This window comes from Pseudarthrobacter xylosi, assembly GCF_055412765.1.
Window position 1 is genome coordinate 741,643 of sequence record NZ_JBVAYT010000002.1, and the last position, 20,074, is coordinate 761,716.

Annotated in this window: 14 protein-coding genes; 10 read left to right on the forward strand and 4 right to left on the reverse strand. The window is 67.4% G+C overall.

Annotated features, from left to right (window positions below; genetic code table 11):
* Position 1 precedes the first annotated feature (1 nt).
* Positions 2 to 2,545, forward strand: coding sequence for a phenylalanine--tRNA ligase subunit beta (gene pheT, locus ACZY1F_RS07475; RefSeq protein WP_463941104.1), 2,544 nt, complete (start codon positions 2 to 4; stop codon positions 2,543 to 2,545).
* A 142-nt stretch (positions 2,546 to 2,687) separates the two neighbouring features.
* Positions 2,688 to 3,281, forward strand: a complete 594-nt coding sequence (locus tag ACZY1F_RS07480) for a 4'-phosphopantetheinyl transferase family protein (protein WP_463941105.1) — start codon at positions 2,688 to 2,690, stop codon at positions 3,279 to 3,281.
* Here the strand turns inward: ACZY1F_RS07480 and ACZY1F_RS07485 are convergent.
* The 4 genes from ACZY1F_RS07485 to ACZY1F_RS07500 all read right to left on the reverse strand — a co-directional run bounded on the left by ACZY1F_RS07485 (position 3,278) and on the right by ACZY1F_RS07500 (position 11,027).
* On the reverse strand, positions 3,278 to 4,657 hold the full coding sequence (locus ACZY1F_RS07485; protein WP_463941106.1) for a M1 family metallopeptidase: 1,380 nt from the start codon (positions 4,655 to 4,657) through the stop codon (positions 3,278 to 3,280). The genes ACZY1F_RS07480 and ACZY1F_RS07485 overlap by 4 nt on opposite strands.
* 49 nt (positions 4,658 to 4,706) lie before the next feature.
* Positions 4,707 to 8,615, reverse strand: a complete 3,909-nt coding sequence (locus ACZY1F_RS07490) for a Pls/PosA family non-ribosomal peptide synthetase (protein ID WP_463941153.1) — start codon at positions 8,613 to 8,615, stop codon at positions 4,707 to 4,709.
* A gap of 187 nt (positions 8,616 to 8,802) precedes the next feature.
* Positions 8,803 to 9,765, reverse strand: coding sequence for a quinone oxidoreductase family protein (locus ACZY1F_RS07495; protein ID WP_463941107.1), 963 nt, complete (start codon positions 9,763 to 9,765; stop codon positions 8,803 to 8,805).
* Between the two features lie 170 nt (positions 9,766 to 9,935).
* The gene (locus ACZY1F_RS07500; protein ID WP_463941108.1) at positions 9,936 to 11,027 is read right to left on the reverse strand and encodes a fatty acid desaturase family protein; all 1,092 of its coding nucleotides are present in this window, start codon (positions 11,025 to 11,027) and stop codon (positions 9,936 to 9,938) included.
* 174 nt (positions 11,028 to 11,201) lie between these two features.
* On the opposite strand from ACZY1F_RS07500, the gene argC reads away from it, so the two are divergent.
* The 8 genes from argC to argH all read left to right on the forward strand — a co-directional run bounded on the left by argC (position 11,202) and on the right by argH (position 20,010).
* Complete coding sequence (gene argC, locus ACZY1F_RS07505; protein WP_463941109.1) at positions 11,202 to 12,233, forward strand: N-acetyl-gamma-glutamyl-phosphate reductase; 1,032 nt, start codon at positions 11,202 to 11,204, stop codon at positions 12,231 to 12,233.
* A complete protein-coding gene (gene argJ / locus ACZY1F_RS07510) occupies positions 12,230 to 13,396 on the forward strand; it encodes a bifunctional glutamate N-acetyltransferase/amino-acid acetyltransferase ArgJ (protein ID WP_463941110.1) in 1,167 nt (388 codons plus the stop codon). The genes argC and argJ overlap by 4 nt, the downstream gene beginning before the upstream one ends.
* A gap of 44 nt (positions 13,397 to 13,440) precedes the next feature.
* Positions 13,441 to 14,400: an acetylglutamate kinase gene (argB, locus tag ACZY1F_RS07515; RefSeq protein ID WP_463941111.1), complete on the forward strand. Its 960-nt coding sequence runs from the start codon at positions 13,441 to 13,443 to the stop codon at positions 14,398 to 14,400.
* Positions 14,397 to 15,683 carry an acetylornithine transaminase gene (locus tag ACZY1F_RS07520; protein ID WP_463941112.1) on the forward strand — a complete coding sequence of 429 codons (1,287 nt, stop codon included), beginning with the start codon at positions 14,397 to 14,399 and terminating at the stop codon, positions 15,681 to 15,683. The genes argB and ACZY1F_RS07520 overlap by 4 nt, the downstream gene beginning before the upstream one ends.
* Positions 15,680 to 16,711, forward strand: coding sequence for an ornithine carbamoyltransferase (gene argF, locus ACZY1F_RS07525; protein ID WP_463941113.1), 1,032 nt, complete (start codon positions 15,680 to 15,682; stop codon positions 16,709 to 16,711). Before ACZY1F_RS07520 ends, argF begins: the two co-directional genes overlap by 4 nt.
* Positions 16,711 to 17,247: an arginine repressor gene (locus tag ACZY1F_RS07530; protein WP_463917531.1), complete on the forward strand. Its 537-nt coding sequence runs from the start codon at positions 16,711 to 16,713 to the stop codon at positions 17,245 to 17,247. The genes argF and ACZY1F_RS07530 overlap by 1 nt, the downstream gene beginning before the upstream one ends.
* Before the next feature lie 104 nt (positions 17,248 to 17,351).
* Positions 17,352 to 18,557, forward strand: a complete 1,206-nt coding sequence (locus ACZY1F_RS07535) for an argininosuccinate synthase (protein ID WP_463941114.1) — start codon at positions 17,352 to 17,354, stop codon at positions 18,555 to 18,557.
* A 4-nt stretch (positions 18,558 to 18,561) separates the two neighbouring features.
* Complete coding sequence (gene argH, locus ACZY1F_RS07540; RefSeq protein WP_463941115.1) at positions 18,562 to 20,010, forward strand: argininosuccinate lyase; 1,449 nt, start codon at positions 18,562 to 18,564, stop codon at positions 20,008 to 20,010.
* Positions 20,011 to 20,074 lie beyond the last annotated feature (64 nt).

The following is a 20,074-nucleotide window of genomic DNA, read 5'->3' on the forward strand; positions in this document are numbered from 1 at the left end:
AGTGCGTATCCCACTTTCCTGGCTGCGTGAATTCGCAGCAGTACCGGCCGGAGCAACGGCCGAAGACGTGATGGCCGAACTGGTCAAGGTTGGTTTTGAAGAAGAGGACGTCCACCGCCCCACGGACACCCTGCAGGGTCCGGTTGTGGTGGGCCAGGTCCTGAGCATCGTCAAGGAACCCCAGACCAACGGCAAAACCATCAACTGGTGCCAGGTCCGGGTTGTCCCCGAGGGCCAGGAACAGCCCCTCACCGGTGAAGGCATCGACCCATCCGGTGTGCAGGGGATCATCTGCGGCGCCCACAACTTCGTTGAAGGCGACAAAGTAGTGGTCACCCTGCCCGGCGCGGTCCTGCCCGGCGACTTCCGCATCTCCGCCCGGAAAACTTACGGCCACCTGTCCGCCGGCATGATCGCCTCGGTCCGCGAGCTGGGCATCGGCGAAGACCACGACGGCATCCTGGTTCTGTCCCGCATCGGGCTGGATCCGGAAATCGGTACCGACGCCATGGAACTCCTGGGCCTCTATGACCAGGCAGCCGAGATCAACGTGACTCCGGACCGCGGCTACGCGTTCTCCATTCGTGGTGTGGCCCGTGAATACGCCCACGCCACTGGAACTTCCTTCACGGACCCGGCATCAGAGGTCCTGGCCCCGGCGCAGCTTTCCGGCGGCTACGGCGTCAAGCTCAACGACGACGCGCCCATCTACGGCAAGCCCGGCTGCGACCGTTTTGTGGCCCGCACCGTCAGCGGTGTCGACGCCACCAAGCCGACGCCCCCGTGGATGACCTCGCGGCTCCGGCTCGCCGGGATCCGCTCCATCTCCCTGCCGGTGGACATCTCCAACTACGTGATGCTCGAGCTTGGCCAGCCCACGCACTGCTATGACCTGGACAAACTGTCCGGAGACATCGTGGTCCGGCGCGCCGTGGCGGGGGAGAAAATCACCACCCTGGACGCCAAGGAGCGCACGCTCGACGTCGAGGACCTCCTTATCACCGACGGTTCCGGCGCGATCGGCATTGCCGGCGTCATGGGCGGTGCAGCCACAGAGGTGAGCGACTCGACGTCGAACGTCCTGGTGGAGGCGGCGCACTTCGACGAGGTGTCCATTGGCCGATCCCGCCGCCGGCACAAGCTGCCGTCCGAAGCGTCCAAGCGCTTCGAGCGCGGCGTCGACTGGCACGTGGCGGACATCGCCGCCCAGCGTGTTGTTGACCTCCTGGTGGAACTCGCCGGCGGGGTTGCTGACCAGGCGGGCACCGACGTCGGGACTGCGCCGGACGCCGTAACCATCGCGCTGCCTGCAGCCTTCGCCGCCCAGCGGATCGGCATCGATTTCACCGAAGAACAGATCACCACCGCGCTGGTGGACCTCGGTGCCGCGGTGGAAAAATCCGACGGCGGCTGGACCGTGACCGCCCCCAGCTGGCGCAACGACCTGGAAACCAAGGAAGACCTCTCCGAGGAAATCGCGCGGCTGGTGGGCTACGAGAACATCCCCGCCACCCTGCCGGTGGCCCCTCCGGGACGTGGCCTGACCCGCGTGCAGCAGCAGCGCCGTCGGCTCATCCAGGCACTGGCTGACGCCGGGCTGACCGAAGTCCTGGCCTACCCGTTCGTCTCCAAGGCCGCCAACGACACTTTCGGCGTCGCCGAGCAAGGTGCTGCCCGGAGCGCGGTCAAGCTGGCGAACCCGATCAGCGAGGAACACGGCTTCCTGCGCACGTCCATCCTCCCCGGGCTCATCGAGGTGGCCAAACGGAACCACTCCCGCGGCTTCCGCGATCTGGCACTCTTCGAGTCCGGCCTGGTGTTCCTGCCAAGCGGGACTGTGGGTACGCCGTCCATCCCGCCGCTGGGCGTCAGGCCTTCCGACGAGGTGCTGGATGCACTGTACGACGGCGTTCCGGACCAGCCGCTGTATGTCGCCGCTGTCCTCACGGGCCACGATTCACCCGCTGCAGCGAGCCACACACCGCGCTTGTGGGACTGGTCCGACGCGCTGGACATTGCCCGGCTCGCCGGGGACGTCCTGGGCGTGGAGATCGTGGTCAGCCAGGGTGCGCACCAGGCGTTCCACCCGGGCCGCGCCGCACAGCTCTCGCTGCGGACCGGTGAGGTGGTGGGTTACGCCGGCGAGCTGCACCCGAAGCTGCTGGCCGCGCACGACATGCCGGCCCGTTCGGTGGCGCTGGAATTCAACGCCGATGCGCTGTTCGAGGCAGCCGCGGATGTGATTGTGGCCCGCCACATCTCCACGTTCCCGGTAGCCACCCAGGACGTCGCCCTGGTGGTGCCGCAGGACATTCCGGCGGACCAGGTCCTTGAGGCCCTGCGCGAAGGCGCCGGCGAGCTGCTGGAGGATGTGGCGCTGTTCGACGTCTACGCCGGCAAGGGCATTGAAGAAGGCAAAAAATCGCTCGCCTTCGGCCTGCGTTTCCGGGCAACGGACCGGACGCTGACCGCCGATGAAGCCTCGGCTGCGCGCGAAAGCGCAGTTGCCCTGGCTGCAGAGCGCTTCGGCGCCGTCCAGCGCTAAGCCCGGATCCGGGGTGGCGGGGCCGGTGGGGGCAAGGCCAGCACCAGGCATGGCGGGGCCGGGCTCTTCGGTGCCCGTCCTGCGTTCCTGCTCTCCCGGATTACCGGGAGGGCAGGATCCGACGGCGGGTGGACAGCCAGTAGTGCTCGGGCCTGCCGAGCTCGTCCGTGCCGCGGCCCTGGCGCCTGGCCCCCGGGCATTTTTTTTGGCGGGCCGGCGTGCCCTGCGAACGTTCGCGGCAGAACTGCTGGACGTCCCGGCGTCGGACCTCACCACACACTTCAGCTGCCCCCGGTGCGGTGCCGGCGCCGGGCTATCGCACGGCAGGCCGGGCTACACGCTCAGGGGAGAGCCGGTGCCGCTCGCGCTGAGCCTGTCCCGGAGTTCGGGCTGGATCCTGCTGGGCGCGGTGATGGAGCCGCCGGCCGGAGTCACCATGGGCGTGGACCTGGCGGACCCTTCCGGAATGGCCTTTGAAGGGTTCGACGGTGTGGCCCTCACCGCCGCCGAGCGCGCGGCCCTCGCCGGGCTGGCCGGGCCTCAGCTGCTGCAGGAGCGGGCACGGCTCTGGGCGCGCAAGGAAGCCTGGCTCAAGATGACGGGCGACGGCCTCGCTACCGCCCCGGACACCCTCGATGTGCTGTCCCGCCCGGAGATCAGGGACCTTGCTTCCGGCGAGGCGGGCCTCCCGCTCAACTTCCGCGCCGCCGTCGCGGTTTCGCGCGCCGGCAGCTAGCGCACAGGCAGCGGCGGAAGGGCTGCCTCGAGCAGCCACGGGTGCAGCAGGGCCTCAGTGTCCAGGCCGGTGGCCCGGTCCGCGGTGAGGATAAAGGCCGCCGTGGACACCGAACCGTGGCGGTGGGCATCCGTCCACTCATGCAACAGTGCAAAAAATGCCAGGTCGCCGCAGCGGACCCGCAGGGCATGCAGGGCCAAGGCTCCGCGCTTGTAGACGCGGTCATCAAACATCAGCTCCGGCCCGGGGTCGCCCACGATGATGTCCTGCCTGCCGGCAGCAAGCTTCCGCCAGGCTGCGGCGGCCCGGTCCGCGACAGGCAGGACGCCCGCTTCCTCGGACCAGATCCACTCCGCATAGCAGGCAAAGCCCTCGTGGAGCCAGATGTCCGCCCAGGATGAGGCAGTGAGGGAGTTTCCGAACCACTGGTGCGCAAGCTCGTGGGCGATGAGCCGCTGGGACTCCCACTCCTGCGTCAGGTGGTTCCGGCCCAGAATGGAAAGCGTCTGCGCCTCAAGCGGTATTTCGAGCTCGTCTTCGGTCACCACCACGGAATATTCCGGGAACGGGTAGGGTCCGAAACAGTTGGCAAAGGCGCGCATCATCTCAGGCTGCCTGGCCAGGCCGTCGCGGGCAGCATCGACCAACATGGCAGGGACGGCGGCGAACTGAGGAACCTGCCCATCCACGGGGAAGGGAGTCAGGGCGAGGAACTCATACCGGCCGATCTGGACCGTGGCAAGGTAAGTGGCCATGGGTTCGGCCTGCTCGTAGACCCAGGTCTCGCGGCTGGCCCTGCTGGTGTGCGAGATCAGCATGCCGTTGCACACGGCCCGGTAGTTGGCGTCGGTGGTCACGCTGATTTTGTAGCTGGCCTTGTCGCCGGGATGGTCGTTGCAGGGGAACCAGGAGGCGGCACCGTTCGGCTGGCCAGCCACGAGGACGCCGTCGGTGAGTTCCTCCCAGCCCACATCACCCCAGAACCCGCGCCGGGGACCAGGGTTGCCTTCGTACCGGATGTCCAGGGTAAATTCCTCGCCCGCCGGCAGTGCGGCCTCGGGCACAATGACCAGCTGTCCCGCGCGCTGGCTGAACTTCTTAACCCGGCGCCCACTGAGCTGGATCTTCGTGGCCCGGAGCCCGATCAGGTCCAGCACCAGGGCCGCCGTCGCGTACCGGGTAACGGCATGAAGAAGGGCACGCCCGCTCAGCCGGTTGCTGCTGAGTTTGTAGTCGAGATCCAGTTCGTAGCGGCTGACCCTGTACGCGTTCGTGCCATGGCCCGGCATGTAGGGATCAGGTGCCGAGGCATCCTGCTCCGACGTGCGGGCAGGGCCGTTATTCGCGGCCGTCGGGCTCGGTGCGGGGGAACTCATAAGACGGTCTTTCCGATCAGCGTAGGGCGGCAGGACAGCTGGTGCGGGGCTACCGTGGTTTGGGAGCGGACGCTGCCGGACCGCTCCAGGGGCTCACCGGGTTGCCCATCCAATAGGTCGCGGCTGGAACCGATTCGCCCCGCATCACCAGCGAGGCCGGTCCTACCGTGCCGCCGCTGCCGATGCTCGCCTGCGGCAGGATGACACCGTGGGGCCCCATGGTTGCTCCGTCTTCGAGGGTAACAGTGTCCAGGCTCATGACCCGGTCGTGGAACAAGTGCGTCTGGACCACGCAGCCCCTGTTGACGGTGGAGTTCCGTCCGAGCGACACAAGGTCAGCTTCGGGGAGCCAGTAGCTTTCGCACCACGTCCCGCGACCGATCCGTGCGCCGAGCGCCCGGAGCCACCAGACCAGGGCCGGAGTGCCGGTTGCTGCGCGGGCGAACCAGGGGGCGCTGACCATTTCGATAAAGGTGTCCACCACTTCGTTGCGCCAGATAAAGGAACTCCAGAGCGGGTGCTCGCCGGCGCGGATCCGGCCCACGAGGACCCATTTGGCGACGACGGCGCTGCCCGCGGCCACCGCGCCCGCCAGCAGCATCACGACGCCGCCCAGGGCCGCGGCAATTCCGTAGTTGTACATGGCGGCCAGCCGGTCGAAGGCAAGCATCACGCCTGCGGCGATCGCTACCGTTGCCACCACGGGGACGAAGCGGCCCAGTTCCCAGAGGCCGCGCGCAATCTTGAGCCGCAGCGGCGGCTGGAAGGTGCGCGTGTCATCTGAGGCGATGGCGGTGCGCCGGAGCCGAACAGGCGGGCTGCCCAGCCACGAGGTTCCTGACTTGGCCTTGGCCGGTGTGGCGGACAGGACGGCCACGAGCGAGTTCTTGGGGACGTTCCGGCCGGCGGCGGTCATGCCGGAGTTGCCGAGGAAGGAGCGCTTGCCGATCTTTGCTGGCGCGATCCGCAGCCACCCGCCGTCGAGCTCGTAGGAGGCCACCATGGTGTCGTCGGCCAGGAAGGCGCCCTCTCCCACGGTGGTCATCTTGGGGATGAGGAGGACAGTGGAGGCTTCGACGTTCTTGCCGATCTTGGCGCCGAGGAGGCGCAGCCAGACCGGGGTGAAAAGGCTGGCGTAGACCGGGAAGAGCAGGTCGCGTGCCAGGTCCAGTACTCGTTCCGTGGCCCAGACCTGCCAGCCGATCCGGCTCCGGACGCGGTAGTAGCCCTCGGCCAGGCCAATGCCGAGCAACCGGGTGGTGACCAAAATGAGCAGCAGGTTGACGACAAACCATACAAAGGCCGCGGGTGCGAGGGCGAGCAGGATCTGCGGGACGGCGGCGGCGAGCGATTCACTGCCCCGGATGAAGCCAAAGACCACCAGTGCAGCGGCGGCCGCCGAGGCGTAAGGGATCAGGGCCAGCACGGCCGAAGCCACGGCGAATCCGGCGAACCAGAGCCGGCCAATCAGCCGATGTTCGGCGGGAGTGTCCGGCAGCGAGTGTTTGGCCTTGCCCCGGCGCTCGGCCGGGGACCCTGCCACGTGGTGGCCGGCCTTCACCTTGCCGAGGACGGCCGAGCCCGGCTCCACCTGGGCTCCGGCGCCGATGGACGCGCCGGGCATCAGCGTGCTGCGCGCCCCGATGCTGGCTCCTGCCCCGATGTGGACGGCTCCGATGTGGACGATGTCCCCGTCGATCCACCAACCGGAAAGGTCCACTTCAGGCTCAATGTTGGAGCCGCTGCCGAGGGAAAGCAGCCCGGTGACAGGCGGCAGCGAGTGCAGCTGGACGTTGTTGCCGATCCTGGCGCCCAGCGCGCGGGCGTAATACGGCACCCACGGTGCGCTGGCGAGGCTGATAGCACCGGCGAGGTCCTGGATCTGTTCCGCCAGCCAGAGGCGCAGGTGCACGCGCCCGGAGCGCGGGTACGTTCCCGGGCCAACCTTCCGGAGCAGGATCCGGGCCGAGGCCACGGATATCAGCATCCGGCCGGCCGGGGAGACGAAGACCAGCCAGGACGCGGCCACCCACCACCAGGAAACGGTGGGGGCGGCGCTGAACCCTGCCAAGGAGGCCAGCACGTTGTTGGCCGCCATGAGGTAGGTCAGCCAGCGCATCCCCACCAGGATGTGCAAGGGAATGCCCATCAGCGTCTGGAAGACCTGGGACTTGAACGCGGTGGGGCGCACAGTCCTGGACGGCGCCGGTCCGGCGGCCACGCCGTCGGGAAGCGTCTGGCGGGCCGCGTCAATCAGGGCCCCGATCCTGGGAGTGGCATAGATGTCAGCGACCGTGATGGTGGGGTACCGGCGCCTGAGAGCGGAGACAAGCTGGGCAGCGGAAAGCGAGCCGCCGCCGTAGGCGAAGAAGTCGGCGTCGAGGCTTGATACGGGGCTGCCAAGGACGGCCGTCCATTGTTCGGCCACCCAGGCGGCATCTTCCGGCAGGTTCAACGGAGCTGCGTCGGCCTCCGCCGCGCCGGTCCCGGTCAACGGCCAGGGCAGGGCGTGACGGTCCACCTTGCCGCTGGTTTTCGTCGGGAGGGAGTCGACGACGGTCAATAGCGGAATGAGGGGAGCGGGAAGGCTCGCCGCCAGGAGTTCGCGGGCTGCCACCAGATCCAGGTCCGCATAAGCTGCGGCCAGGTATCCCACCAGGATCTGGTTGCCCGCCGCTGTTGTCCGCACGGCCGCCGCAGCTCCGGCAACGTGGGGGAGGGCCTGCAGGGCGGAGTCAATTTCGCCCAGTTCGATCCGGCGTCCACCGAGCTTGACCTGTTCGTCGGCGCGGCCCATAAAGATCAGGCCGGCGGCTTCATAGCGGACCAGGTCGCCGGAACGGTAGGCGCGCTGCCAGCCGAAGGACGGCATCGGCGCGTACTTCTCCCGGTCCTTGTCCGGATCCAGGTAACGGGCAAGTCCCACCCCGCCGATGATCAGCTCGCCAATGTCCCCTTCGCCGACCGGCAGTCCTTCAGCGTCCACCACGGCCAGGTCCCAGCCGTCCAGCGGCAGCCCGATCCGGACGGGACCGGGACCACCCAAAGGGGCCGCGCAGGCCACCACCGTGGCCTCCGTGGGGCCGTAGGTGTTCCATACTTCCCGGCCCGGGACGGCAAGCCGTTCGGCGAGCTCGGGCGGGCAGGCTTCGCCGCCGAAAATCAGGAGCCGGACGCTTTCCAAGGACTCGGCCGGCCAGAGGGCCGCAAGGGTAGGAACAGTGGACACCGCGGTGATGCCGTGGCTGATAAGCCACGGGCCGAGGTCCGTTCCCGTCCTGACCAGGGCACGCGGCGCGGGCACCAGGCAGGCGCCATGGCGCCAGGCCAGCCACATTTCCTCGCACGAGGCATCAAAGGCGACGGAGAGCCCCGCCAGCACCCGATCCTGCGGGCCGAGGGGCTCCTCTTGCAGGAAGATCCGGGCTTCGGCGTCGACAAAGGCAGCGGCGGAGCGGTGCTGGACGGCGACGCCCTTGGGCGTTCCGGTGGACCCGGAGGTAAAGATCACCCACGCATCATCGGCGGGCTCGGCAGCACGGCTTTCGGCTTTACGGTGCGCGGCAGAAGGGTGCTCGGCGGCACGGCCGTCCTCCGCGGGCCGGTGTTCTTCGGCGGGCCGGGAGGCCGGCACAACGACCGCGTCCCCACCGGTGAGGACTGCGGCCACGCCTGCCTCGCCGAAGACGAGCCGTGCACGTTCCTCGGGGTCATCGGCGTCCACAGGCACGTAGGCGGCGCCGATGTCCAGGATCGCAAGAATCGAGATGTACAGTTCGTTGGTCCCAGACGGAATCCGCACGCCGATCCTGTCGCCGGCGCCCAGTCCGGCGGCCTGGAGCTCCCGCCCTTTGGCCCGGACCGCGGCCATCAGGTCGGCGTAACTCAGGGACCGTCGGCCGTCATCGAGCGCCGATGCCTCGGGGAAGCGGGTGGCCGATTCCGCCAGGATGGCCATAAGCGTCCGCTCAGGCGGGGCCAGGGGCAAACCGGCCAGCTGGGGACGGTATACGGCATCCGGAGGGGATGCTACGACGTTCGACTGGTGCTCACTCACGGTCGGATTCTGCCCCGGCAAGGTGAACGGAAGGTGTCCAAGATTGGTTGAAGCTTCATATTCTGTTCATCCGGACTCGTTGAGGGTCTCAGGGAACCAAGAGGACCTTGCCCGTGGTGCGCCGGCCCTCGAGATCCTCGTGGGCACGTCGCGCCTCGGCCAGGGGGTACGTGGCGCCGATCCGGACCTTCAGGCTTCCGTCGGCTACCGCCCCAAAGACCTCGCTGGAGCGCCACCGCCGTTCCTGCGGATTAGCGAGGAAATGCGCCAGTGTTGGCCGTGTGAGGGAAAGTGACCCGCCCGCGTTGAGCCGCTGCGGATCCACCGGCGGCACGGCCCCGGAGGCCGCCCCGAACAGGACGAGGAAGCCGCGGGTGCGCAGGCTGGCAAGCGAGCCGTCGAACGTGTCTTTCCCCACGCCGTCGTACACCACCTGGACGCCGGCGCCGTCGGTGAGGTCGCGGACTGCTTCGGCGAATCCTTCATAGCGCAGCACCACGTCGGCGCCGGCTCCCTTGGCCAGGGCTTCCTTCTCGTCGGTGGACACCGTGGTGATAACCCGGGCTCCGCGGGCCTTCAGGAGCTGGGTAATCAGCAGGCCCACGCCGCCGGCACCGGCGTGGACCAGGACGGTTTGGCCGGGCTCCACCTTGAAGGATGAGTTGATCAGATAGTGGGCGGTCATGCCTTGGAGAGGCAACGCCGCGGCCGTTAGAAGGTCCACGCCATCCGGCACGGGGAGGGCCTTCGCAGCGTCCAGCACGGTGTAGCCTGCGTAGCATTGCTGGCCCTCGGCCGTTGCAACCCGGCTCCCTACGGAGAAACCCTCAACACCCTCGCCAATTTCTTCGACAATGCCCGCTGCCTCGGCGCCCGGTATGAACGGATGGGCAACCTTGTACATGCCGCCGCGCTGGTACGTCTCAATGAAATTGACGCCCGTAGCCGCCACCTTGATGAGCAACTGGCCGGGGCCGGGCGTCGGTCGGTCCACCTCGGAAAGCTCAAGGACTTCCGGGCCTCCGGGCTGACGGACAACGATGGCTTGCATAGAGGGTCTCCTCTCCGGGCGGGGATTTCCCGCAGCCGGTCTCCCTGACCATCCTAGGGATACCGCCGCTGACGACGAAGCGACGGCCGGTAGCCGGCCGTCGCTTCGGGTCACAGGGGGGAAGAATCATGCGGGGGGAGCCGCGTGGGACGCCTGTCCAGCAGTGTGGGCTAGAACCGCCGGGTGACCGTTGCCATCGGGCACTCGAAGTGGCGCCCTGCGGCAAGGCCCACGTCGTTGAGGTAGCGGACGATGATGCCGTAGGACTGCAGCAGCGTGGTCTCCGTGTAGGGAACCTGGTGCTTCTTGCAGTACTCGCGAACGATCTTGGCAGCCTTGTCCAACTGGGGGCGTGCCATGTCCGGGAAGAGGTGGTGCTCAGCCTGGCGGTTCAGGCCACCGAGCAGGATGTCCATAAACCGGCCGCCGGAGATGTTCCGTGACGTCAGGACCTGGCGGCTGAAGAAGTCAACGCGGCTGTCCGCGGGCAGGACCGGCATGCCCTTGTGGTTCGGTGCGAAGGAAGCGCCCATATAGAAACCGAAGACGGCAAGCTGCACGCCGATGAAGGCGAACGCCATTCCCAGGGGCAGGAACGTAAAGGCCAGGACGGGCAGGGCGCCGAGGCGGACCAACAGGATGGGGAGCTCTACCCAGCGGTGCGTCACCTTGGCCCGGCGGAAGACGAACTTCACCGAGTCGATCTGCAGGCCCAGGCCAACAAGGAACAGCAACGGGAAGAAGAACCAGCCCTGCTTGCGGGTCAGGAAAGAAAACCGGCCCTGCCGCGTGGCGGCACCTTCGGGGTGGAAGGCGATGGCCCCGGTGGCAATGTCCGGATCCTTGGAAATGACGTTGGGGTGGTTGTGGTGGGCGCCGTGCTTCTGCTCCCACCACGAGTAGCTCATGCCTGCCACCGAGGTGGCCAGGATCCGGGCGGTCCAGTCGTTGGCCCGGCGCGACGCGAAGATCTGGCGGTGCCCGGCCTCGTGGGCCAGGAAACTCAGCTGCGTGCAAAGAACCCCGACAGCTGCGGCAATGAGGAGCTGGAACCAGCTGTCGCCGATCAGGGCAAAGCCGAACCATGTGGCGGCCATCAGGAGCACCAGGCTGGCAAAGAGAGTGATGTAGAAACCGACGCGGCGTTCCAGCAGGCCTTCAGCCTTGACGCTCTTCAACAGCTCCGAATAGCTCAGGACAACGGCGTTGGGCTGCCGGACACGCGATTTGGGGCGCTCTGACGTGGGGAGGGTGGTGGTCATGGAGCGGGGCCTCGTAACTGTTTCGGGCAACGCTGCAGCCGACATTCGGACTGCACGGTCAGGATCACCCTCACCCCAGCTTACGCCTGCCTGTCCAGCGGATCTGGGAAACGACGAAACGCCAGATGCATAAATATCGGGCACACTGAATACTTTTGCTGTAAGATTCAGGGCATGACTATTTCTGTTGCCGTCTCCGGAGCCAGCGGCTACGCCGGAGGAGAAGTCCTGCGCCTCCTGGCAGGACATCCGGACGTAACCATCGGTGCCATCACAGCGCACAGCAATGCGGGCTCCCGCCTCGGCGAACTGCAGCCGCATCTGCACGGACTGGCCAGCCGCATCCTGGAAGACACCACGGTGGAGAATCTTTCCGGGCATGATGTGGTGTTCCTGGCGCTCCCGCATGGCGCTTCCGCCGAGATCGCGGCACAGCTTCCGGAGGGCACCGTAGTGATCGACGCCGGCGCGGACCACCGCCTCGAAGATCCTGCCGCGTGGGAAAAGTTCTACGGCTCGGCCCACGCCGGAACGTGGCCCTACGGCCTGCCGGAACTCCCCGGCCAGCGCGAAGCCCTCAAAGGCGCCACCCGGATCGCCGTCCCGGGCTGCTACCCGACGTCGGCCTTGCTTGCCCTGACGCCCGGGTTCGCCGCCAAACTGCTCCAGCCCGACGACGTCGTGATCGTTGCCGCCTCCGGCACCTCGGGTGCGGGCAAGGCTGCGAAGGTGAACCTGATCGGTTCTGAGGTGATGGGCTCCATGAGCCCCTACGGCGTGGGCGGCGGCCACCGCCACACCCCCGAGATTGAACAGGGCCTCTCCAATGCTGCCGGCGAGAGTGTCACCGTGTCCTTCACCCCGACTCTCGCGCCGATGAGCCGCGGCATCCTCACCACCGCCACCGCGAAGGTCATACCCGGCACCACTGCGGCGGACCTCCGCCAGGCGTGGGCGGATGCCTACGACGACGAACCGTTTGTGCACCTCCTGCCGGAAGGGCAGTGGCCCGCCACCAAGTCCGTGCAGGGCTCCAACCGCGCGGCCATGCAGCTGGCACTGGATGAACACACCGGCCGCGTGATTGTGACGTGCGTCATTGACAACCTCACCAAGGGAACTGCCGGCGGCGCCGTGCAGTCCATGAATATTGCCCTAGGCCTGCCGGAAACCAACGGCCTCAACCTGCAGGGAGTTGCACCGTGACCGTTACCGCCCCTCTGGGATTCCGCGCCGCCGGCGTCACCGCCGGCCTGAAGACCTCCGGCAAGCCGGACTTCGCCCTGGTGGTCAACGATGGCCCGTCCAAGGCCGCGGCCGCCGTCTTCACCAGCAACCGGGTGGCCGCGGCTCCCGTCCACTGGTCCCGCCAAGTGGTCTCGGACGGCCGCGTGGACGCAGTGGTCCTCAACTCCGGCGGTGCCAACGCCTGCACCGGCCCCCAGGGGTTCCAGAACACCCACAGCACGGCCGAAAAAGTGGCCGCTGTCCTGGGCATCTCGGCGACGGACGTGTTTGTCTGTTCCACCGGCCTGATCGGCGAGCAGCTGCCGATGGACAAGATCCTCCCGGGCGTCGAAGCTGCCTCGGCAGCGCTCAGCATGGACGGCGGGCCGGACGCGGCCAACGCCATCATGACAACAGATTCGGTGCCCAAGTCCGCGCTGTTCATCGGCACGGACGCCGACGGCCAGGAGTTCACCATCGGCGGCATCGCCAAGGGCGCCGGCATGCTGGCACCCGGCCTGGCCACCATGCTGGTGGTCCTCACCACTGACGCCTACGTCGAAGCGGAAATGCTCGACGTCGTCCTCCGCGACGCCACGCGTGTCACCTTCGACCGGGCTGACTCGGACGGCTGCATGTCCACCAACGACACCGTGGTGCTGCTGGCGTCCGGCGCGTCCGGCGCCGTCCCGTCCGCGGAGACCTTTGGTGCCGGGCTCACCCAGGTGTGCGCCGAACTGGCGCGCAAGCTGATCGGGGACGCCGAAGGCGCCAGCCACGACATCGCCATCCGCACGTTCAACGCGGCCAGCGAGCGGGACGCCGAAACGGTCAGCCGTTCCGTGGCCCGGTCCAACCTGTTCAAGGCGGCCATCTTCGGCAAGGACCCCAACTGGGGCCGCGTGCTGTCCGCCGTGGGCACCACGGACGCCGTGTTCGAACCGGACCAGCTCAATGTGGCCATCAACGGCATCCAGATCTGCCGCAACGGAAGCATCGGTGACGACCGCAACCTCGTGGACCTGGAACCCCGCGAAGTCCGGGTGGAAATTGACCTGCGGTCCGGTGACTCCGAAGCCACCATCTGGACCAACGACCTCACCCACGACTACGTCCACGAGAACAGCGCCTACTCAAGCTGATCCTCACGCCGGATCCCACCAGCAACCCTGGAGATACTGCACGCATGAACACCCAGACCCGTGAAACGACGTCCATGAGTGACGCCCAAAGCAAGGCCGGCACCCTGATCGAGGCGCTGCCCTGGATCCAGCGGTTCGCCGGTACCACCATGGTGATCAAATACGGCGGCAACGCCATGGTTAATGACGAACTGCGCCGTGCGTTCGCCGAAGACGTGGTGTTCCTGCACCATGTGGGCATCCACCCCGTGGTGGTCCACGGCGGCGGTCCGCAGATCAACTCCATGCTGGCGCGGCTGGGTATCGAGTCCGAGTTCAAAGGTGGCCTCCGCGTCACCACCCCCGAAGCCATGGACGTGGTCCGCATGGTCCTCACCGGCCAGGTGGGCCGCGAACTGGTGGGCCTGATCAACTCCCACGGACCTTACGCCGTGGGAATGTCCGGCGAAGACGGCGGCCTGCTCCGCGCCGTCCGGACCGGCACCGTCATTGACGGCGTGGAAGTGGATCTGGGCCTGGTGGGCGAAGTCGTCGGCGTAAACCCCGAGGGCATCCTGGACATCCTGGCGGCCGGCCGCATCCCGGTCATCTCCACAGTGGCCCCGGAAATCGAGTCCGACGGCGTCGAGACGGCAGCCGGAGAGGTCCAGACCACGGGCCAGGTCCTGAACGTCAACGCGGATACTGCCGCGGCGGCCCTGGCCGAAGCGTTGGGGGCCTCCAAGCTGGTGATCCTCACCGACGTCGAAGGACTCTACGCCAACTGGCCGGACCGGTCCTCACTGATCTCCTCCCTCACGGCCTCGGAGCTGCGCCAGCTCCTGCCGTCGTTGGAATCAGGCATGATCCCCAAGATGGAGGCATGCCTCAAGGCGATTGACGGCGGAGTGGAACGCGCGCACATCGTGGACGGCCGCCTGCCGCACTCGATGCTTCTGGAAACATTCACGACGGCGGGCATCGGCACGCAGGTCGTCCCTGATGAAGAGGTGAACGCATCATGACTAACGTTGAAGATCTGGACAAGCTCGATCACCAGAGCCCGGTGGTTGAGCTTGTCGAAACCCAAGGCCACACCAGCGGCGCGGACTGGCTCACGCGCTACTCCACGTCCCTGATGGGCGTTTTTGGTACCCCGCAGCGGGTCCTGGTCCGCGGTGCCGGCTGCCTGGTCTGGGACGCCGACGGCAAGGAATACCTGGACCTGCTCGGCGGTATTGCCGTCAACGCCCTGGGCCACGCCCACCCGTTTGTCACGTCCGTGATTTCGAGCCAGTTGGCCACCCTTGGCCATGTCTCCAACTTCTTCACCAGCCCCACCCAGATCGCACTGGCCGAAAAGCTGCTGGCACTGACGCACGCCCCGGCGGGTTCCAAGGTGTTCTTCACGAACTCCGGCACCGAAGCCAACGAAGCCGCGTTTAAGCTGGCACGGCGCAACGGAGCCAGCCCGGACGGCACCACGGGCAAACGGACCAAGATCATCGCCCTGGAAGGAGCCTTCCACGGACGCACCATGGGTGCCCTGGCCCTGACCGCCAAGGAAGCCTACCGCGCTCCGTTCGAGCCGTTGCCCGGCGGCGTGGTGCACATCCCGTTCGGCGACGTCGCGGCCCTGGAAGCAGCCATCGACGAAACGGTGGCCGCCGTTTTCCTGGAGCCCATCCAGGGCGAAGCCGGGGTGCGTCCACTGCCTCCTGGTTACTTGAAGGCAGCCCGCGAAGCGACCACAAAGGCCGGCGCACTGCTGATCCTGGACGAGGTCCAGACCGGAATCGGCCGTACCGGCAAATGGCTCGCGACGGAGGACGCCGGGATTGTCCCGGATGCCATCACCCTGGCAAAGGGCCTCGGCGGCGGCTTCCCCATTGGCGCACTGCTCACGTTCGGTGAGCAGACGTCGTCGCTCCTGAGCGCAGGCCAGCACGGCACCACCTTCGGCGGCAACCCGGTGGCGACGGCGGCCGCGCTGGCCACGTTGCACGCGATCGAAAGCCAGCGGGTCCTGGACAACGTTGCAGCTGTGGGGGACTACCTCCGCACCGGGCTTGCCGCCGTCGACGGCGTCACCGAAGTCCGCGGCGAAGGCCTGCTCATCGGCTTCGACCTGGACGCCGATGTGGCCCCCGCCGTGGTGACCGCAGGCCTGGACGCCGGCTTCATCGTCAACAGCCCCGGCCCGCACACCATCCGGCTTGCCCCGCCGCTGGTCCTCACCAAGGACCAGGCCGGCACCTTCCTCGCCGCCCTCCCGGCAATCCTCCAGACAGCTAAGGACGCGCAGTGACACCCGTAGTTTCTTCCGCCGGCACAGCCAGCACCACCCGCCACTTCCTGAAGGACACGGACCTCAGCCCCGCCGAGCAGGCGGAGGTCCTGGACCTGGCCGTCCGGATGAAGGCCGCGCCCTACAGCGTGCAGCCGTTCGCCGCAGAGGGCAACGGCCGCAAGACCGTGGCCGTCATCTTCGACAAGACCTCCACCCGTACCCGGGTTTCCTTTGCCACCGGCATCGCGGACATGGGCGGCAACGCCCTGATCATCAACCCGGGCGAGGCCCAGATCGGCCACAAGGAGTCTGTCGAGGACACCGCCAAGGTCCTGGAACGTATGGTCTCCACCATTGTGTGGCGCACCGGCGCGCACTCGGGCCTGGTGGCGATGGCGGAGAACTCCAAGGTGCCCGTCATCAACGCCTTGTGTGACGACTACCACCCCTGCCAGCTCCTCGCGGACCTGCTCGCGGTCAAGGAACACAAGGGCGAACTGGCGGGCCTCACCATGAGCTACCTCGGCGACGCCGCCAACAACATGGCCAACTCCTACCTGCTGGCCGGCGTCACCGCCGGGATGCACGTCCGCATCGCCGGGCCGGAAGGCTACCTCCCGGCAGCAGAGATCGTTGCCGCGGCCGAGGAACGCGCTGCCCAGACCGGCGGTTCCGTACTGGTCACCACCGACGCCGCCGAGGCCCTCAAGGGCGCTGACGTTGTGGCCACGGACACCTGGGTCTCCATGGGCCAGGAGGCCGAAAAGGAAGCCCGGCTGCAGCTGTTCCGGGAGTACTCCGTCGATGAGGCGGCCATGGCGCATGCGGCGGACGACGCCGTCGTGCTTCACTGCCTCCCCGCCTACCGCGGCTACGAGATCTCTGCCGGCGTCATCGACGGCCCGCAATCCATCGTGTGGGACGAAGCCGAGAACCGGCTGCATGCGCAGAAGGCCCTGATGGCATGGCTGATGCACCGCTCCGGACTCGCCGTCGTGGAAGGACTGCAGCCCGTGGACGGGCTGGCGCCGGAGGTTGGCAACTAGTGTCCGTCCCGCCGGCATCGCCGAGCTCCAGCCCGGCCACCAAAACAGCCCGCCAGGCGCGCATCACCGCGATCCTGACGGGTGAATCGGTGCGCTCCCAGGCAGAGCTTGCCGCTTTGCTGGCGGACGACGGCGTCCAGGTCACCCAGGCCACGCTGTCCCGGGACCTCGTGGAACTCGGCGCGGTCCGGGTCCGCGGCAAGGAAGGCGTACTGGTCTACGCCGTCCCCGGCGAAGGCGGCGAACGTGCGGCCAAGACCGGCGTCAGCCAGGAGATCCTGGATGCCCGGCTTGCCCGGCTGTGCAGCGAGCTGCTGGTCACGGCGGAAGCCTCGGCCAACATCGCCGTGCTCCGGACCCCGCCCGGTGCGGCCAACTTCCTGGCACTGGCCATCGACCACTCGGTGATGCCATCCATCCTGGGGACCATCGCCGGCGACGACACCGTGCTGCTGGTCTCCCGGGATCCGCAGGGCGGGCAGGACCTCGCCGTCCGGTTCCTGCAGCTTGCCGAGGAAGCCGGCGGCAGCCAGTAAGCCCACGCCATAACACCCTCCCGGTGTGACAGGCTTTCCCCAGAACGTTTTTCCCTGAAGAATTTCCCCCGACAATATCTATAACCCCAATTAGGAGCATTCTCGTGACTGAGCGCATTGTTCTGGCCTACTCCGGTGGCCTCGATACTTCCGTAGCCATCGGCTGGATCGGTGAAGCCACCGGTGCCGAGGTCATCGCCGTGGCGGTTGACGTCGGACAGGGCGGCGAGTCGCTGGAGACCATCCGCCAGCGTGCACTGGGCTGCGGCGCCGTCGAGGCCTATGTGGCCGACGCGTCCGACGAGTTCGCCAACGAATACTGCATGCCCACGCTGAAGGCCAACGCCCTCTACCAGGGCCACTACCCGCTGGTTTCGGCCATCTCCCGGCCGGTCATCGTCAAGCACCTGGTCAAGGCCGCCCGTGAATTCGGCGCCACCACCGTGGCCCACGGCTGCACCGGCAAGGGCAACGACCAGGTCCGCTTCGAGGTGGGCATCCAGACCCTCGGCCCGGACCTGAAGTGCATCGCACCCGTCCGTGACCTCGCCCTGACCCGCGACAAGGCCATCGCCTTCGCCGAGGAAAAGGGACTGCCGATCGAGACCACCAAGAAGAACCCGTACTCGATCGACCAGAACGTCTGGGGACGCGCCGTCGAAACCGGTTACCTCGAGGACATCTGGAACGCGCCCACCAAGGACATCTACGACTACACGGCCACGCCGGAATTCCCGCCGGCCCCCGATGAGGTCACCATTTCCTTCCAAGCCGGCGTGCCGGTAGCGATCGACGGCGTCCGGGTCACCCCGCTGCAGGCCATCAAGGAACTGAACCGCCGTGCCGGTGCGCAGGGCGTGGGCCGCATCGACGTCGTCGAAGACCGCCTCGTGGGCATCAAGTCCCGCGAAATCTACGAGGCCCCGGGTGCCATGGCGCTGATCACCGCGCACAAGCACCTCGAGGACATCACCGTCGAACGCGAGCAGGCCCGCTTCAAGGCCTCTGTTGGCCAGCGCTGGGCCGAACTGGTCTACGACGGCCAGTGGTTCTCACCGCTCAAGCGCTCCCTGGACGCCTTCATCGAAGACACCCAGCAGTACGTCACCGGTGATATCCGCATGGTGCTGCACGGCGGACAGGCGATCGTCAACGGACGCCGCTCCGAGACCTCGCTCTACGACTTCGACCTCGCCACCTACGACACCGGCGACACGTTCGACCAGTCCATGGCGCGCGGCTTCATCGAACTGTGGGGCATGTCCGCCAAGGTTGCCTCCGGCCGCGATATCCGCGTCGCAGGAAAGTAAACCGTTGGCTGAGCAGACCCCGGTTTCGACAGGCTCAACCACCGGCTCGACGAACACCGGCGCACTGTGGGGCGGCCGGTTCGCCGGCGGCCCCGCGGATGCCCTCGCGGCGCTGAGCAAATCCACGCACTTTGACTGGCGGCTGGCCCGCTACGACATCGCAGGCTCGAAAGCGCACGCCCGTGTGCTGCACAAGGCCGGGCTGCTGGACGACGCCGAACTCGACGGGATGCTGGATGCCCTGAGCCGGCTGGATGACGATGTCGCCTCAGGCGCGTACCTGCCGGCGGAATCCGATGAGGACGTGCACGGGTCACTGGAACGCGGCCTGATCGAGCGCGCCGGCACCCAGCTGGGCGGCAAGCTCCGCGCCGGCCGGTCCCGCAACGACCAGGTGGCCACACTGGGCCGCATGTTCCTGCGTGACCACGCCCGGATCATCGCTCGCGGCGTGCTGGCAACCATCGAGGCGCTGGTGGACCAGGCCAAGGCACACCAGGGTGTGGCCATGCCCGGCCGCACCCACCTGCAGCATGCCCAGCCCATCCTGCTCAGCCACCACCTGCTGGCCCACGCCTGGGCGCTGCTGCGCGATGTGCAGCGGCTCCAGGACTGGGACAAGCGCGCAGGGGTTTCGCCGTACGGCTCCGGCGCCCTCGCGGGCTCGTCGCTGGGCCTCGACCCGGAGGCCGTCGCGGCGGACCTGGGCTTCTTCTCCGCCACGCACAACTCGATTGACGGCACCGCCTCCCGCGATGTCTTCGCCGAATTTGCGTGGGTCACGGCGATGATCGGCGTGGACCTGTCCCGAGTCTCGGAGGAAGTCATCCTGTGGGCCACCAAGGAGTTCTCCTTTGTGACCCTGCACGATTCCTACTCCACCGGTTCCTCGATCATGCCGCAGAAGAAAAACCCTGACGTCGCCGAGCTGGCCCGCGGCAAGGCAGGGCGCCTAATTGGCAACCTGACCGGGCTGCTGGCCACGCTTAAGGGCCTGCCGCTCGCGTACAACCGCGACCTGCAGGAGGACAAGGAGCCGGTTTTCGACGCAGCCGACACGCTGGAGGTCCTGCTCCCGGCAGTGTCCGGCATGATCGCGACACTGAAGTTCAACACGGAACGGATGGAGTCGCTGGCACCGCAGGGCTTCGCGCTGGCCACGGACATCGCCGAATGGCTGGTCCGTCAGGGCGTTCCGTTCCGCGAGGCACACGAGCTCTCCGGAGCGGCCGTGAAGCAGGCCGAAAGCCGCGGCGTAGAACTGTGGGACCTGACTGATGAGGAGTACATTGCCATCTCCGAGCACCTGACGCCGGAGGTCCGCACAGTGCTGTCCACGGAGGGGTCGCTCAACAGCCGCAACTCCCAGGGCGGCACCGCGCCCGCCGCCGTCGAACGCCAGCTGCTTGCCCTCGAAGGCGAGCTTGCCGGGGTGCGCGGATACGCCGGTTAACAGCCGCACGCTCTCTCACTTTTGAGGCGATTTCGGCCAACGCTCTCTCACTTTCCTCAAGAAA